This is a genomic window from Streptomyces sp. NPDC090077 (genome assembly GCF_044747545.1).
Taxonomy (GTDB): Bacteria; Actinomycetota; Actinomycetes; order Streptomycetales; family Streptomycetaceae; genus Streptomyces.
Genome location: NZ_JBIVEG010000051.1, coordinates 13,758 through 29,514, shown reverse-complemented (window position 1 = coordinate 29,514; position 15,757 = coordinate 13,758). Strand labels below are relative to the sequence as shown.

The following is a 15,757-nucleotide window of genomic DNA, read 5'->3' as shown; positions in this document are numbered from 1 at the left end:
GGCCGTCCGCCGGCCTTCGACCGTGAGGCCTACAAGCAGCGGAACACCGTCGAGCGGTGCATCAACAAGCTGAAGCAGTGGCGCGGCCTGGCCACTCGCTACGACAAGACCGCCACCATCTACCTTGCCGGACTCCACCTCGCCGCCATCTTCATCTGGTCCGCAAGGTGATCCGAAGGAAACTGCCTAGGAGCTCGCCGTCGACACGGACGCGGCGGCCGTGTCAGTGTCTCCTGCGATCCTTCTTCGATGATCAACGAGTACGAGAAGCTGCTCGCGGGGCTGGACGATGTGGACTGGGCCGGCCTGTCGCACGCCTACGAGTCGGCGGATGACGTTCCAGGGCGTATACGCACCCTGTGCGGGAGCGACGACGAGGCGCGGGAGAAGGCGTTCAGGTACCTGTTCAGCAGCATCTTTCATCAGGGCAGCCGGTATTCGGCCTCTCCGTTCGCCGTGCCGTTCCTCGCGAGGATCGCCGTCGCCGGGCCCGGGGCCGCCCGTGAGGACACGATGTGGCTGCTCACCCGCCTAGCCGTGGACTGGCACGACGAGTACGACGTGACCACCGGCATCAACGTGGCCGGGTGGCGTGCGGCCGCGGCGGAGGTCTCCCCCGAAGAGCTTCTGGCGTGGTACGAGGAGCAACTGGCCGCCGCGATGGACGCCGACCAGCGAGCCGAGCTGCAGGAGGCACGGGACTGGGTGGCCGTCGGCAACTCGCCCGACTCCCGGTGGTCGGCACTCCAGTCATACGACGCCGTCCTCGCCGAACTCCCCGGCCTCCTCGTGCTACTCGACGATGATGACGCACGCCTGCGGACCCGGATCGCCTACCTCCTGGCCTGGTTCCCCGAACTCTCCACCACCTCCCTGCCCCGCCTCCTCTCCCTTGCCGCCCACGAGAAGGACCCGGTCACCGCAGCCACCGCGCTGCTCGCCGCAGGCCTCCTCGGACCCGCTTCCACGGTCGAGGACATCACCCCGTACCTGGATGCAGCAGACCCGCTGATGCGGTGGGCCGCAGCCACCGCCCTCATCCGTCTCGCCGGCCTCGACGAAGCCGCTGTCGGCCCCGGCCTGCTCGGCCGGACCGTCACGGAACTCACCGCAGCTGCCCGCCACCCGTTCGACCGCGTAACCGACTACTTCGGGGGCGACCTCCACGCCCACATCGAGCGCACCCTCCACGCCCTGCCACCCGGCACGGACCCGGCCGCCGTGCACGAGGCACTCGACGCGTGCCTGCCCCGCATCTTCTGGGACTGCCACGGGACCCGCACCCGCAGAGCGATCGAGGAGCTCTTCCCCGCTCCTCAGCCGCACCCCGCACCCCACTACGCCGACCTGACAGCGGCGCAGCAGCAGCTGCTGGGCGATCTCGCCGGCCACCGGCATCCCTGGCTCATCCGCTCGTCCGCCGACCGGCTGCAAGACCTCGGCCTTCCACACACGCAGGAAGCCCTGCAGTCCTTCGTTGGAGCGCACCGCACTGCCCAAAGCACCGCGCCGCGAGCGAAGGAGCGCTCAGGAACGTAAGGGCGACACGGCTGTTCAGCGCGACACGCACGCTGCACAAACGCGGGGCCCTGCTCCCGGATTGTGAGGCGCTGGTTTCCGTTCCTCACTCAGTTGAAAGAACAGAGCACGTCAGGTGATGAGTGGCGATGGCCGATTCCAAAGAACCTCTCATCACCCTTGCCCGGTCGTCCTGGGCCGGGACTGGGCGCTGCTGGGGGAGGTGGCGAGGGTGGTTGGGGTGGGCCGGGCTGGGGTGCAGAGTTGGCGCCGCCGCTACGCCGACTTCCCCGCCCCGGCCAGAGGTATTGAGGTGCATCCGCGGTTCGACCGCGCGGCCGTCGTGGCCTGGCTGCTCGCTCACGACAAGATTGGGGTTCCCATCGGGATGCCGTCGGCGTCGCTGACCGTGGTGGGCCCGGGGCGCCGCACGGCCCGGTTCCGGCTCGACGGCCCGCACCTCGTCTTGGCCGAGGACGCCGAAGGGGAGGACGTGCTGTCCGGCTGGTCGACTGACGAGGACGCCCTGGCCGCCCTGACGGCGGGGGAGTTCGGGGCGTCGCTGGGCCGGCTGACGGCGCCGGGGACGGTCCCGTTGGCGGTGAGGGGCCGGGTGCGGCTGGTCGAGCGGTTCCGGTCAGGGTCGGGTGGCCTGAGGGTGACGCTGGGCTGGCCGGCCGGCCTGCGGGGTACGGCCGCCCGGCGGCCGGGGTAGGGGGGCCTCGGCCGCCACAACGAGCACGCCTGGCCGCGCGTGTTCGGCCGCCCGGTCGCGCTGTCCCCGGAACCGGTCCGGCAGGTCGGCGAGCACCTGGCCGCGGCCGGCCCCGTGCACGCCTGGGCCGGGGTGCGGTTCGCGGCAGCGTGGGGGCCGTGACGTCCTGCACGCGGTGCTGGTCTGGCTGCAGGCGGCGGCGGAGATCGGCGCCGACCGGGCCGTCGGCTGCGGAGGCATCTACCGGCACCCGGTCAGGTTCAAGCGGCTGCGCCTGGACACGTGACGGCCGACGCTGTTTTGTCCTTCGGCCGCGGTAGTGCTGCCGTCGGCTGAGAAGGGCGAGGCCCGGCTTGTCTGGTTCTGGGGCTGGCCCGCGAGCCGGGGCGGCTACGCGGGGTGTTCCGGGTCGACGGAACCCCTGCGCCCGGGCCGCCTTGTCGGTCAGGTTCTTGCCTGCACCGTGTCTTGCCGGGGCCCGCGTCCGCGCACTGCCCCTCCGGTCCGGCTCTCGTGGGCGAGCCGGTGCAAGGGGCGGTACTGGAGCTCGGTCGGATGCCCAGGCAGCGAAGACCTCGCCTATCGAGCCCATTGGAGGCCGAAGCCGGCGAGTGCTGGCTCTGGTTCCGGTCTGGGGAGTGGCCTGATTTTGCCAGGCTGGCGGGAATTCTTCTTCTGGTGGCGGGTTTATGGAGGTTGATGTTGATCAAGCTCAAAGTTTCCTCAAGTGGGTTACTTGGTCAACGATCGGAGGGATAGATTCCCTGTCGACCGAAGAAGTGCAGTGCATGTCTGCGATGCGTGCTGAAAATTTGAAGTGGGGAACTTCTTCATGAAGAAGATTGTTTCTGGCATCGTTTTGGCTGCCATTATCGGGGGTTCGGTTTTAGTGGGGGGCGCCGGTGTGGCGCACGCTGACTCGGGCCCTCAGCCCGTAGTCCAGTCCGTTCAGGTGAGCGCGATCGAGGAGGCTCGATCGAAGTGCATCATGTCCAAGAGCAAGCGGGACTGTGAGTACCTGATGACTCACGTCAGGATGAACGAGATGGTCAAGGACTGCCTGGTCAAGGGTGGTATCGGGGGAGCGGGCGCCTTGATCGTCGCCCGCTTCATCAGTAAGGATGTCGCGAAGGACATCGTTTCCAAGACGGTCGTCGCCGGCGCCACGGGGTGCCTGGCCGCTCTCGCGTAGGACGGGGGATTCCATGGTCAAGATAGCGTTTACTGCCCTCTGGGCGGGCGTGGTTGTTCTGGTGAACTGGGTTCTCGACGGCAGCATGTGGGGCCAGTACTTGGCGACGTTCCTCCTCGCGGGGATTTACGCCTTCACCCTAGGGAAAGTCGACTCTCTTCGTGGCAAGAAAGTCGACGAGATGTCTAAGTAACTGTTTCTTGACCACGGCTCCCAATGGAGGGGCAGCGAAATCCGGCGCAAGCCTATTCTGATGCCTATCTGATTTCTCCATCTGAATTCCTGCCCCTTGGTGAGAGGCCAGGCAACCCCCGGATCAGTCCAGGGCGTGCCTGGCCTCTTTGGCCACGGTCGGGCGTGCTGCCCTGCGGGGTGCGGGACTGCGACCGGCTGAGGACCTGGGCCATGATGTCGTGTGACAGGACGGTGGCGCCGGCGGCCACTGTGCACGGTGGTGGCCAGCTCCTTGCCGGTGCTGTCTCCGAGGAGGAGCCGGAGGCCCCGGCGTTCAGTGCCTGGATCGGCTGGCCGTCTGTGTCGAACGTGGTCGTCAGGAGGACCTCCGGCGGCTTCTCCAGCCGGAGCAGTTGCGATGTGACCGCGATGCTGCTGACCTTCGGCATGTGCAGGTCGAGGATGACCACGTCCGCTGGGCGAGCGCGGTACGGATGGCTTCGGCGCCGTCGGCCGCCTCACCGGCGACTTCGATTTCGTCGGGTGCCGCGAGGACGGATCGCAGTCCGGAGCGAATGAGGCTTTCGTGGTCGGCGATCAAGGATCAGCGCGAACACCGTGCTCCACTACGGCAAGACGGCGCTCTGACCGGGCCGGACAGGGAGCACGCCGAAACGTCGATGCTCGTGCTGCACCTGCTCCAGTCCGCGCTCGTGCACGTCGACACCCTGCTGGTGCAGCAGATTCTGGTCGAACCGGCATGGGCGAAGAGGCTGAGCGATGAGGACCGGTGCGGACTGACCGCGCTGTTCTGTTCGAACTCGCCATGGACAAGCGGCTCGACTTGGGACTGCCGGTCAGCGTGCCGCATCCACGCTCCGCTGAAGCCACCGCGGCCGCGCGCTTCCCCTCGGGGCACCGCGCGACGCTCAACTCCGCCCCCACGGCTTGGCGCTGTCAGCGGACTCGCCCGGTGAGACGAGTCCTGTCTCGTAGGCGAGGACGACGGCCTGGGCCCGGTCGCGCAGGGTCAGTTTGGCGAAGATCCGGGCCACGTGGGTCTTCACTGTCGCCTCACTGAGCGTCAGTTCCTGCGCCAGTTCGGTGTTGGAAAGTCCCCGGCCCATGAGCGTCAGCACCTCGCGCTCGCGCGGCGTCAGTGCGGCCAGGTCTCGGTGGACGGCTGGGGTTGCGAGGCCCGAACCGGTTCTGGGGGCGCTAGGGGCGAAGCGTTCCACCAGGCGGCGGGTGATCGAGGGTGCGAGCAGGGCGTCACCGGTGTCGACCAGACGCACGGCGGCGGCCAGATGTGCGGGGGTGACGTCTTTGAGCAGGAATCCGCTGGCTCCGGCGGCGAGGGCGGCGTAGACGTATTGGTCGAGGTCGAAGGTGGTCAGCATGATCACCCGGCAGTCCGGGGCCTGCGCGAGGATGCGGCGGGCGGCTTCCAGGCCGTCCATGACGGGCATCCGGATGTCCATAAGCACGACGTCGGGCCGCAGCCTCCGCACGGCGGCAACGGCCTCGGCCCCGTCACCCGCTTCGCCCACCACGTCGATGCCGCGGGCGGTCAGGATCAGGCGAAAGCCGGTGCGGACCAGTTCCTGGTCGTCGGCGATCACGACGCGCGGGGCGGGCTCGGTGCGCGTCGTCACGGCCGGTCCAGCGGGATCCGGGCGCGGACGCGGTAGCCGCCGCCGAGGCGGCGGCGGGCGTCCAGGTCGCCGCCGTAGACGGCGACCCGCTCCCGCAGGCCGAGCAGCCCGCGTCCCGTTCCGTCCGCCTGGCCCGTGACCGGCTCTTTCCGCTCGGGCCTGCTGCCCGACAGGACGCTCGGTCCGCTGTTCAGCACCTCGACGCGCAGGTAGTGGTCCGCGTATCGCACCGTCACCTCGGCTTTCGCTCCGTCCCCGTGCTTGAGGGCATTGGTCAGGGCCTCCTGGATGATTCGGTAGGCGGTGACGTCGATCCCGGTCGGCAGCGGGCGCGGCTCACCCGAGATGCGCATCTCGACGGCCAGGCCGGCAAAGGCGATCCGGTCGATCAGCGGGCTGAGCCGGCTCAGGCTCGGCTGCGGTGACAGGTCCATACCGTAGGGCTCGTCGTCGCCGTTCTGCGCGGGTGCGAGGAGGCCGAGCAGGTGCCGCAGCTCGGTCATCGTGTTCCGCCCGGCGGTCTCGACGGCGCTCATCGCCGCGGCCGCCTCCTCGGGCATCGTGGCCAGCACCTCGCGGGCGGCCCCGGCCTGGACCACCATGAGGCTCACGTTGTGGCTGACGATGTCGTGGAGCTCGGCCGCGATCCTGGCCCGCTCGGCGTCGACCGCGGTCCGCGTCGCGCTCTCGCGCTCCCGCTCCAGCAGCCAGCCGCGCTCCTCGATGGCCTCCCGGTGCCGCCGCCGCGCCCGCGCCGCCGCCACGTACAGCCACCCAGCGGCGCCAACTGCCGCCGCCAGGGCGATGACGAGCCAGATCGTCCAGGATTCCCCCACCCAGTCATCTTCGCAGGTGTCCGGCGCGCCCCCGCTTCGGCCCCGGATCCAGCTCCGTACATCCCTGGGATGACCTCCCCGGTCGGATACATCCGGGGGGTGACGCCCCGTCGCCGGGCCCGGCCTAGGTTCGAGGCATGACAACGGATCATGAGGGCGCCCGGCAAGTGGTGGTGCGGCTGGACGGCGTACACAAGGAGTACGGCGACGCGAAGGCGTTGGACGGCCTGTCGCTCGAGATCAGGGCGGGGGACGCGGTCGCAGTGATGGGCCCTTCCGGCTGCGGCAAGTCCACCTTGCTCAACATGGTGGCCGGCCTGGACCGGCCGACCTCGGGCACGGTCGAGGTACAGGGGCATGACCTCGGGAAACTGAACGAGACCGGCTTGGCGCTGTTCCGGCGGCGGAACGTCGGCATGATCTTCCAGTTCTTCAACCTCATCGACGATCTGCCCGCCCTGGACAACGTGGCGCTGGCCGCGCAGCTGACCGGTACCCCGGCCCGGCAGGCGCGCCGCCGTGCTCTGGAGCTCCTGGACGAACTCGGTGTCGCCGAGCGCCGCAACAACTATCCGGCGACGCTCAGCGGCGGTGAGCGGCAACGGATCGCCGTGGCCCGGGCTCTGATGAACCGTCCCGCGCTGCTGCTGGCTGACGAACCGACGGGCGCCCTCGACAGCCGCTCCGGGGAACAGGTGATGGACCTGCTGATCGACCTCAACCAGATCGGCCAGACCCTGTTGATCGTCACCCATGACCCGCAGCTGGCCACCCGCTGCGCCAGCCGCCTGGTCGAAGTCGCCGACGGCCGGGTTGGCCGCGAGAGCGCGCTGGAGGCGACCGCGTGAGCGCCGTATGGAGAGCCTCACGCGCGGCCGTCAAGCGTCGCCGGCTCCAGACCTTCGTCATCGGGCTCGTCGTCCTCTGCTCCACCACGACCGTCCTGCTCGCACTGGGGCTGCTGGCCGCCGCCTCGGGCCCCTTCGACAAGGCCTACGCCCAACAGCGCGGCGCCCATACGACGGCGTCCTTCGACACCACGAAGGTCTCCCAGGAGCAGCTGGCACGGACCGCCCGGCAGCCCGGGGTGGAAGCCGCGGCCGGACCGTTCGGACAGGCCGTAGTCGACATCCCCAAGGACTGGCTCTGGATGGCGGGCGGCACCCTCAGCGTGGTGGGCCGGGCCGATCCGGCGGGCCCCGTGGACCGGATCGAACTGCTTGAGGGCCACTGGGCCACCAAGCCCGGCGAGATCGTCGTCAACTGGTCCGTCCAGGGCTCCCCCGGCACGGAACTCCTCGGCACCAAGCTGGAGGTCCCCGGCGGAACGAAGCTGACCGTCGTCGGATTCGCCACCAGCATGAGCAAGTCGGCGAGCGCCTGGGTCTCGCCCGAGCAGCTGACCGCCCTGAACCCGACCTCCGCCCAGATGCTCTACCGCTTCACGGACTCCGCCAACGAGGCCGAACTGAGCACCGCGCTGTCCAAGGCCACCGCGGGACTGCCCGGGGACGCGCTGACCGGCACCCAGACCTACCTCACCCTCAAGCAGGCCTTTTCCGCGCTGGCCGACGCCTACCTCCCGTTCATGACGCTCTTCGGCGTCCTGGGCCTGCTGGTCTCCACCCTGATCGTCGGCAACGTGGTCAGCGGGGCGGTCGTCTCCGGATACCGGCACATCGGGGTGCTCAAGGCCCTGGGCTTCACACCGAACCAGGTCGTCGCCGTCTACCTGACGATGCTCTCCGTACCGGCCTTCGTGGGCTGCGTCCTTGGCACGCTGGCCGGCAACGCGCTGGCCGGACCGATCCTGAAGGTCGCGTTCACCGGCATCGACGTGGGCCGGGCCTCAGTCGGCGAGATCAGCCCGTGGGCGTCCGTGGCCTGCCTCGTGGGCATGCCCGCCCTCGTCCTGCTTGCCGCGCTGGTCCCCGCCCTGCGAGCCCACCGGCTACCTGCCGCGCAGTCGATCAGCGCGGGCGGCGCACCGCGGACCGGGCGCGGGCTGCGCGTCCAGCGGATGCTCGGCGCCACCCGGCTGCCCCGCCCGGTCAGCCTGGGCCTCGGCCAGCCGTTCGCCCGCCCCGCCCGCACCTTGCTGACCATGACGGCCATCGTCCTCGGCGTCACCACGGCGACCCTGTCGACCGGACTGACCAGCACCTTGCTGGCGTACGGCGAGGTCGGGCGGGAGGACGGAGGCGCCCGGATCCACGTGACGACCGGCGGGTCGGGCAACGACCGGACCCCACCCCGCCTCGGTGACGTTCAGATCGAGGAGCGGCTGCGCTCCCTGCCGGGCGCACAGGGCGTACGGGCCCGCGCACTGTCCCAGGCGAACATGACCGGACAGAACCAGCCCGTCTTCGCCGACTTCTACCGCGGCGACAACTCCGTGTACGACCACACCATCGTCAAAGGCCGGGCGCCGAAGGCGGCGGGCGAGATCGTGGCCGGGCCGGCCTTCCTGACCCAGCGCGGCCTGAAGCTCGGTGACCGGGTCACGCTGGAACTGAACGGCAGGAAGATCATCGCGACGGTCGTGGGCCAGGTCATCGAGGGCGACGCCCGTGCGCTGGAGGCCACGTGGGAGAGTTACACCGAGCTGGCACCGGGCTCCCACGCCACCGAGTACACGGTGCGGCTCGCCCCCGGCGCCGACGCGCGCGCCTACACCGAGGCGGTCGCGGCGCTCGACCCGGCCCTGCACACCTCGGTCCTCGACTCCGCCAACGCCGGCACCGCCACCGTCATCACCTTCTCCACGGTGTTCACGGTGCTGCTGACCCTCGTCGCCTCGCTCGGCGTCTTCAACACCGTCCTGCTGAACACTCGCGAGCGGCGCCGGGACCTGGGCATGCTCAAGTCGATCGGCATGACCCCCCGGCAGGTGGTGGTGATGATGGTGACCTCGGTCGCCGGGCTCGGCGTGGTCGGCGGACTACTCGGCATCCCGCTCGGGATCGCCGCCCACCGGCTCGTCGTGGACCACGTCGGAGTGATCGCCTTCCCCGCGTATATGAAGGACGTGTGGCACGCGCCGCAGCTGGCCACGATGCTCCTGGCAGGTGTGGTGATCGCGGTCCTCGGTGCCCTGGTCCCGGCCAGGTCGGCGGCCCGGATGACCATCGCCTCGGTACTGCACACCGAGTAGATCAGCCGTCAGCACCAGCCTCTGGATCGGAGTCAGCACAAAGGAGCGGCCCGGTCACGACAAGATCGGCGTCCCCATCGGCATGCCAGCCGCGACGCTGGCTGCGGTGGGTCCGGGGCGTCGTACGGCCCGCTTCCGCCTTGACGGCCCGCACCTCGTCTTGGCCGAGGACGCCGAAGGGGAGGACGTGCAGTCCGGCTGGTCGACCGACGAGGACGTCGACGCCCTGGCCGTCCTGGCCGAGGGCGAGTTCCGGGGCGGCGCTGGGCCGGCTGACCGTGCCGGGGACGGTGCCGTTGGTGGTGAGGGGCCGGGTGCGGGTGGTGGAGCGGTTCCGTTCGGGGGCGGGTGGCCTGAGGGTGACGCTGGCCTGGCTAGCCGGCCTGCGGGGCACCGCCGCCCGGCGGCCGGGGTAGGGGGTTCGGGGGCGGCCGTCGGCCCCGCGGTGGGAGGCTGCTCGCATGGATGCTTCATGGTGGACCGGCAGGTATACGGGGCGGAGCCAGACGGGACGGATCCCGGGCCGCGGCCGGATCACGACTACGTGGAGTTGGTCGGCGGGCCGCTGGACGGGCTGCTGCTCGGCGTCACCTGCTGGCAGTCGCAGGAGGTCGTGGACGGGGCGTTGCTGATGTCGGATCACGGGGCGTTCGGGCCCGGTGGCCGGTCCGACTACGAGCCGGCTGCCCCCGGCCTCGGCGGCGTCGGCCGGTCCTTCTGGCGGGGCTACGTCCCGTTGCCGCGGCCGGCCGTCCGGGTTCGGCCGGGGGCCGGTTAGGGTGCGGGTAGCCCGTGCCGACATGGCGTGCGCGGGTGAGGCCCGGTGCCCACCGTGTGTGGGGGCAGTACTGCCGAGCCGCCTACACCTTCAGCACGCGTTCCAGGGCGGCGCGGACGACGTCCCCGGTCGTGACCACCCGGGCGGCGGCGCGCTCCCGTTCAGCGAGCGCCTCGGGCGGCGCCGCGGAGCGCCCGGCGGCGGGCCCCGGCCCCCATCGGTCGGTCCAGGCCTGGAGGGCCTGGACGTGGGGCAGGCCGCTCCAGTACACCCCCCCGCGTCAACGGCACCCACAGCGCCTCCGGCAGGGCGACCATCAGCCGGCCGGTCAACCCCGCACCCGCCCGCGGCCCCGTCCCGCCCAGCGTCTGCCCCGACTTCGCCGCGTCCGCCGGAACGCACTCCCACTCCCGCAGCAGCCCGCGCTGCTCCAGCTCGGCCCGAAGCCCCGGAGCCAGCACGAGTGCCCGCGTCGGCCGGTGCCAGCCCGGACTCCCGCCGCTGATGCGGCCCGGCACGGATCCGCGCCTGGGCTGCATGACGCTGTGCGCCCCGGAGCAGGGCCAGTTCCTCCGGCGGAGCCTCCTCGGCGGGCGCCGAGGGCCAGTCCCTCGGCGCCCGCGTCCTGTAGCGGCCGCAGCCCAGCCGTGCCCGGCGCGCAGCCCCGGCTTCATCCGTCCCATGCCCGGCACAACGCGCGGGCCCCGCAGGCGGTATTGGTCGGCGGGGGGAGTTCGGGCCTGCCCGCATCCCTCGAGCCGCTGTGCCGCCCTGGGGTGGAAGAGACCTCGGCACGCCGTGCGCGGGGCGGGCTCATGATCGAGACAATGTGGTGACTGTCTGCAATCCCTCTGGCTTGTGGTTTTTGCATCTGGCCCGTGTTGCAGGGGGTGTAAGGGGCAGGTGTGCAATTGAGCCACACTCGAACACCTGCCGCGGAGTGGGGTGTTCTGCGGATATGGTTCAAGGCGCCTTGGGGGGAGGCGCTTGTGCGAATGTTTCCTCCCTCCGCCATTCCCTCACGCAGGGTCAACGAGAAGGGAAGGAGATCCGATGAGTGCTTGGCGAAAGAAGACAGCCGGTCTGATGGCCGGTGTTGCGCTCCTGGGGATCGGCGGCATCACGCCGGCGAACGCGGGCGTCACCGAGGGCCAGTTCGAGTCCCGTATCGAATGGTGGACGGCCCCGACCGAGTCGCGGCGCTGGTATGACAGCAACAGCAGCTCGGACTACACGGGCATCTACTTCGAGGACTGCACGGCGGACGGCGGTGGCGGGTTCAACTACGCCGATCTGCGTCTGTGGAAGGACGTCCCCGGCGCCCCGGACCGGAGCAAGGGAACCCGGAGAAACTACTGCGGGTGGGTCGACTACGGCGACCCCGACGATGCAGGCAACTACTACTTCGCGCTGACTGACGTGTCCAGCGGCACATTCATCTCCGTCCGCTACGTGAAGGTCGGCTGGTAGTGCCGGCGTTGAACACGTAGTACGAGGGTCCCGGTGGATTCAGCACCGGGACCCTCTGGTGTCCACTCTCCCATGAGCAAGGCCTTCCCGCTGACAGCGGGAGGCGGATTGTGCGTTCCTCATGTCTCTGATCTTTGATCGCGTTTCCTTCCGCTACGGCCGGAATGCGCCCGTCTTCAGCGAATTCAGTCTCCGGATTGACGCACGGGCAACGGTCCTCCTCGGCCCGAACGGAGCCGGCAAGTCCACGCTGATGGCCTTGGCCGCGTCCCACCTTCCGCCCTCGTCCGGGTCGGTCACCTTCCACGGAGGTGCCGCGAAGGGCCGGCACCTGGCCGCCTACCGTGAACGCGTGGCGTGGATCCCCCAGCAGATCACCCCCATGCCCGGGCTGACCGTACGCGAACAGGTCGCCTATGCGGGATGGCTGAAGGGCATGTCGAAGGACTTGGCATGGAAAGCGTCAGAGGACGCGCTGCGCCGGGTCGACCTCACCCGCCTCGCGGGGCGCAAGAGCCACCAGGTGTCCGGTGGTCAGCTCCGGCGCATGGGAATCGCCGGGGCGCTGACCCACCGTAGCAAGCTGATTCTGATGGACGAGCCGACCGCCGGCCTCGACCCCACGCAGCGCCTGGTGTTCCGTGAACTCGTCGAGGACCTGGCCGACAGCGTGCAGGTGATCGTCTCCACGCACCAGACCGAAGACCTCGCCGACCTGTACACCCAGGTGGCGGTCCTCGCCCACGGAAAGATCTGCTTCCAGGGCGGTCCCGCCGACTTCCACGCCCTGGCACCGACCGCCACGCGCGGACGCGACCAGGCCGAAGCCGCCTACATGATGCTCGTCGGACGGGAGATCTGACCGATGCGCCTCACCACTCTCCTGCGGTCCTCCTCCGCCGGATTCATGCTCGTCCTCCTGGCGGGCTACATCCTGCTGCTCCTGTCGGCCCCGATCACCGCGGGCACCGTCCCCGGGTACGGGCCGTCGGTGCTCGGCAACGCCTCGTACGCCATCCCGTTCGCTGCCGCCGCGTGCGCGGCGAGCGGGGCGTGGGAAGGCGCACGCCTACGGCGGGGCAACGTCTTCGGGCAAGCTCCGTCGCGCAGTCGGCTCGCCATCGTGCTGCCGTTGCTGGCCCCGGTATGGGTGATGGGCGTTGCCGGAATGCTCATCGCGGTCGGTGTCGCGGTCTCGGCCGCCGCAACCCTTCCGTCCCTCTCCCACCTGGGCATGCTCGCGGTGTACGCGCTGCTGATGGCTGCGGCCACGCTGGCCGGCTACCTCCTGGGCGGCCGCCTTCCGCGCCTTGCGGCCGCACCGCTGGCGATGGTCGCCGGGTTCTGCCTGACCGCGTTCCCCGGATCCTGGGACACCCCATGGCCCCGCCACCTGGTCGCGGGCGCCTACGACAGCTGCTGCTCGGTCGGATCGGTGATCGACCCTGTGGCCGTGTGGGCGCCGCTCCTGTTCAGCGGAGGGATCATCACCGCATGCCTCCTCGCGATCGGCCAGACCGACCGCTGGAAGCCCCTGGCCGCCCTCGTCGCAGCCTCCGCGGCCTCGGTGCTCATGGTCGTGAACATGGGCTACAACCCGGTCGCAGAGCGAAACCCCGACGCGCTGGTCTGCGACACCGCCGACGTTCCGGAAGTGTGCCTGTGGCCCGAGACCCCGGGACGCACCCGGATAATAGCGACCACACGCGCCTACAGCAGCCGCCTCAAAGACGCCGGGCTTCCCGTGGTCCCCTCCCTCACCCAAAGCCGTGATCTCAAGCCCGGACAGGCCGGCTTCGGAGGCAAGGGCGGGATTCGCGAGCAGGACATCACCGCCAACCTCGCCAACACCCTCCTGCCCGCCATACCCGAATGCGCCCGAACCAGCCACACGTACCCGGCCTTCCCCGCCCGGGGACCGCTCACCGCATGGTTGACGGCCATCGCCACCCAAGCACCCCCAGCGCCTGTCCAGGGCCGTGTCTCCCCCGACGACGCGAAACTCGCCCAGCAGGTCCTCACGCTCCCTTCCGACCGTCAGCACGCCTGGTACGAAGCGAACCGGGCCGCGCTCACCGGATGCGACAAGAAGCCGGCCCTGAACCCTGAAGGAGCGGGCCGGTGAATTGGTGGGCAGCATCCCGCAACGTCCCGGCGCTCGCCGCCGTCACCGTTGTGACGGCCGGCACCGGCCTGGCGTTCGGACAGAGCCGCATCCCCATACCCGCGATGGTCGGCGGCGCCGGAAACTTCCTGCTCGCCGCGCTGATCACCGTCATCCCCGCCGTGATCTGGCTCGCCTTCACCGGCCGCGCCCGGAACACCACGGAAACCGTGGCCGTACGGGCAGTCCACCGCTGGGACACCTTCCTCGCCGGCGCATGCGCAGCCCTCACCCTCGCCATGGCCGTCCTCGGCCATTCCGCAGGAGCCGCCCCCGTGGCCCTGGCCATCGGCCGGAACACCGCCTTCTACCTCGGACTCGCCCTGCTCCTCGTCCCCCTTGCCGGCCCCCGGATCACACCACCGGTCCTGACCGCCATCCCCCTGGTTCTTGCCGTCGCGGGATGGAAGAGCGGCGGTCGTGGAGCGCAGCCGTGGGCCATCGTCCTGCACCCCGCGGCCAGCATGCCCGCCTTCTTGGCAGGCGTGGCGGTCCTCGTCGCCGGGGCGACGTTTAGCAGCCTCAAGCCCCCGCGCGTCACCCTCTGACCGATCGTTTCAGAACGACGTCCGGAGTCGTCGCAGGCAGATGATGCTGCAGGCGAGGTGCAGCCGTCCAAGGTGGTGGAGGTCGGCTCGGATTTCGCAGCGGACCCGGAGGCCTGTGAATTGGTGGAGCCCAACGAAGGTTCGCTCGAGGACCATCTGGTCTTGATGGTGCCCTCGCGGGTGATCTTCGGCGTGATGCCGCAGGCGTGAACCAGACGTCGGTACTTGATAGTCATGAGCGAAGCGGCAGGGTATGCGGCTCCCTGGGGCGATGGCGCGCCGGCGAGGTGATGCGATGCACCTTGCCGGCCGCCCGTGCTGGGCTTCACCTGCTGACGGCGAGCCTCACGATGGCGCTGCGGCCCTGGTAGAACTTGTCGATCTGGACGCGGGTGCCGTAGCCGCAGGCCCGTACCTCGTCCGCGTAGTTCCGTCCCTTCGGGGTGATCCGGACGACCGCGCACAGGGCGTCGCGGCGGGTGTCCTCCACCCACCCGTCGACGTAGAGCGCGGTCTGGCCTTCGACCTGGCGGCAGGTCAGGGTCCAGCTGGCCTTTCCGGCGTCGGTTTTGGGGGATTCGCGGGTCGGGCAGGTGGCTGCGCCGGCGGGAGTGGCGGTGGCCATGACGGTCCCGCCGACCAGGACGGCAGTGGCCAGGAGGGCTCGGAGGGTAGGGGCCAGGCGCATAGGTCTTCCTTCCGTTGGGTTTGTGCCGACGGTAGGAGGCTTCGGGGCTGGGACGATCACCGTTACCACCAAGGGATGACGCGGTCCATCCCTGAGGGTGACCTGTTGGCAGCGGTGGCGGTGTACTCATGCATGTGCTCAGCGAACGGACTCCGTCGCTGATGGTTCTGGGTCTAAATCGAGGTGCCGTGGCCTAGCCCGGCGCCGAAGCCGCACCGGCAGCCGGACCCGCGGCCGGGGTGCCCGCTGCCCGGCCCGCCCCCGCCCCCGCCCCGAACGCGGCGCCTGCCGCGCCGCAGGGTGCCTCCGCCCCAGCCCCTGCTGCTCCCGATCCGGCCCCGAAGGGGCGGACCATGCGCAGAGCGACGTACGACTCGCTGCCCGCCCGGGCGCCCAAGCCGAACCCTGCATAGGCAGTACCTCGGAAGCGGCCTCGACGGAGGCCCCCACCGCAGGACTGCGTCTGGACTGCCCGAACGGGGCAGGCAGCTTCATGGCAGGCGCAGCGCTGGTTACTCGGTATGACGCCGCCACCGGTACAGGTGACATCATCGGAGTTGCCTCCGCGTCCCGGGGATCCCGTCCCTTCGGGGCTGCCCCAACCACGGTGTACAGCCCCTACTTCGGCTCCGACGTCCAGGACCTGTGCGAAGAGGCGGTTCGTGGCAGCAAGCCTGTAGCCACACCTTCCGTCACGCCGGTACCCGTGAAGCCGAGCCCCTCTGCGCCAGGCACGTCGGGTTCGCCATCCCCGACCCCGCCCGCCGGACAACCGGCGCCGTCCGGATCCAGCAAGCCCCCGGCCAGCGGGGAGCTGCAGGCGACTCCGGAGCAGATCGCGGCCGCCAAGCGAGCCGAGGCGTAC

16 protein-coding genes and 2 pseudogenes are annotated in these 15,757 nt (G+C 70.1%); 12 read left to right on the top strand and 6 right to left on the bottom strand.

Features of this window, described 5'->3' with window-relative positions; genetic code table 11:
* From ACIPW5_RS38715 to ACIPW5_RS38695, 5 genes and pseudogenes are all read left to right on the top strand, one after another.
* Positions 1-171: pseudogene (locus tag ACIPW5_RS38715) on the top strand (IS5/IS1182 family transposase); the annotation flags it as partial.
* A gap of 78 nt (positions 172-249) precedes the next feature.
* A complete protein-coding gene (locus ACIPW5_RS38710; protein ID WP_401255870.1) occupies positions 250-1,539 on the top strand; it encodes a hypothetical protein in 1,290 nt (429 codons plus the stop codon).
* A 292-nt stretch (positions 1,540-1,831) separates the two neighbouring features.
* Positions 1,832-2,233: a hypothetical protein gene (locus ACIPW5_RS38705; RefSeq protein ID WP_401255867.1), complete on the top strand. Its 402-nt coding sequence runs from the start codon at positions 1,832-1,834 to the stop codon at positions 2,231-2,233.
* Positions 2,234-3,065: 832 nt separating this feature from the next.
* The gene (locus tag ACIPW5_RS38700; RefSeq protein ID WP_401255864.1) at positions 3,066-3,425 is read left to right on the top strand and encodes a hypothetical protein; all 360 of its coding nucleotides are present in this window, start codon (positions 3,066-3,068) and stop codon (positions 3,423-3,425) included.
* A gap of 13 nt (positions 3,426-3,438) precedes the next feature.
* A complete protein-coding gene (locus ACIPW5_RS38695) occupies positions 3,439-3,618 on the top strand; it encodes a hypothetical protein (protein ID WP_401255861.1) in 180 nt (59 codons plus the stop codon).
* Between the two features lie 910 nt (positions 3,619-4,528).
* Here the strand turns inward: ACIPW5_RS38695 and ACIPW5_RS38690 are convergent.
* Together ACIPW5_RS38690 and ACIPW5_RS38685 are read right to left on the bottom strand one after the other, a co-directional pair.
* Positions 4,529-5,254 (bottom strand): response regulator, encoded by a 726-nt coding sequence (locus ACIPW5_RS38690; RefSeq protein ID WP_401255859.1) that lies wholly within the window; start codon positions 5,252-5,254, stop codon positions 4,529-4,531.
* Positions 5,251-6,090: a sensor histidine kinase gene (locus tag ACIPW5_RS38685; protein WP_401255856.1), complete on the bottom strand. Its 840-nt coding sequence runs from the start codon at positions 6,088-6,090 to the stop codon at positions 5,251-5,253. The genes ACIPW5_RS38690 and ACIPW5_RS38685 overlap by 4 nt, the downstream gene beginning before the upstream one ends.
* A gap of 137 nt (positions 6,091-6,227) precedes the next feature.
* On the opposite strand from ACIPW5_RS38685, the gene ACIPW5_RS38680 reads away from it, so the two are divergent.
* Both ACIPW5_RS38680 and ACIPW5_RS38675 read left to right on the top strand, forming a co-directional pair.
* Entirely contained in the window at positions 6,228-6,938 is a 711-nt protein-coding gene (locus ACIPW5_RS38680) for an ABC transporter ATP-binding protein (RefSeq protein WP_401255853.1), read from the top strand.
* Positions 6,935-9,244 (top strand): FtsX-like permease family protein, encoded by a 2,310-nt coding sequence (locus ACIPW5_RS38675; RefSeq protein WP_401255850.1) that lies wholly within the window; start codon positions 6,935-6,937, stop codon positions 9,242-9,244. The genes ACIPW5_RS38680 and ACIPW5_RS38675 overlap by 4 nt, the downstream gene beginning before the upstream one ends.
* A 1-nt stretch (position 9,245) precedes the next feature.
* Here the strand turns inward: ACIPW5_RS38675 and ACIPW5_RS38670 are convergent, their stop codons facing one another.
* Entirely contained in the window at positions 9,246-9,707 is a 462-nt protein-coding gene (locus tag ACIPW5_RS38670; protein ID WP_401255847.1) for a hypothetical protein, read from the bottom strand.
* A 9-nt stretch (positions 9,708-9,716) separates the two neighbouring features.
* Here ACIPW5_RS38670 and ACIPW5_RS38665 point away from each other — a divergent pair, with 9 nt between their 5' ends.
* Positions 9,717-10,022, top strand: a complete 306-nt coding sequence (locus tag ACIPW5_RS38665) for a hypothetical protein (RefSeq protein ID WP_401255844.1) — start codon at positions 9,717-9,719, stop codon at positions 10,020-10,022.
* 82 nt (positions 10,023-10,104) lie between these two features.
* Here ACIPW5_RS38665 and ACIPW5_RS38660 read toward each other — a convergent pair whose 3' ends face one another.
* A complete protein-coding gene (locus ACIPW5_RS38660) occupies positions 10,105-10,293 on the bottom strand; it encodes a hypothetical protein (RefSeq protein ID WP_401255841.1) in 189 nt (62 codons plus the stop codon).
* 782 nt (positions 10,294-11,075) lie between these two features.
* Here ACIPW5_RS38660 and ACIPW5_RS38655 point away from each other — a divergent pair.
* The 4 genes from ACIPW5_RS38655 (at position 11,076) to ACIPW5_RS38640 (ending at position 14,204) form a co-directional block, all read left to right on the top strand.
* The gene (locus tag ACIPW5_RS38655) at positions 11,076-11,492 is read left to right on the top strand and encodes a hypothetical protein (RefSeq protein ID WP_401255839.1); all 417 of its coding nucleotides are present in this window, start codon (positions 11,076-11,078) and stop codon (positions 11,490-11,492) included.
* A gap of 121 nt (positions 11,493-11,613) precedes the next feature.
* Positions 11,614-12,354, top strand: a complete 741-nt coding sequence (locus ACIPW5_RS38650; protein ID WP_401255837.1) for an ATP-binding cassette domain-containing protein — start codon at positions 11,614-11,616, stop codon at positions 12,352-12,354.
* Positions 12,355-12,357: 3 nt separating this feature from the next.
* A complete protein-coding gene (locus tag ACIPW5_RS38645) occupies positions 12,358-13,617 on the top strand; it encodes a hypothetical protein (RefSeq protein ID WP_401255834.1) in 1,260 nt (419 codons plus the stop codon).
* Positions 13,614-14,204: a hypothetical protein gene (locus tag ACIPW5_RS38640; RefSeq protein WP_401255831.1), complete on the top strand. Its 591-nt coding sequence runs from the start codon at positions 13,614-13,616 to the stop codon at positions 14,202-14,204. Before ACIPW5_RS38645 ends, ACIPW5_RS38640 begins: the two co-directional genes overlap by 4 nt.
* Before the next feature lie 9 nt (positions 14,205-14,213).
* Here ACIPW5_RS38640 and ACIPW5_RS38635 read toward each other — a convergent pair.
* Positions 14,214-14,431, bottom strand: a pseudogene (locus ACIPW5_RS38635) (IS5/IS1182 family transposase); the annotation flags it as partial.
* Positions 14,432-14,529: 98 nt separating this feature from the next.
* On the bottom strand, positions 14,530-14,892 hold the full coding sequence (locus ACIPW5_RS38630; RefSeq protein WP_401255829.1) for a hypothetical protein: 363 nt from the start codon (positions 14,890-14,892) through the stop codon (positions 14,530-14,532).
* Positions 14,893-15,757: the final 865 nt, after the last annotated feature.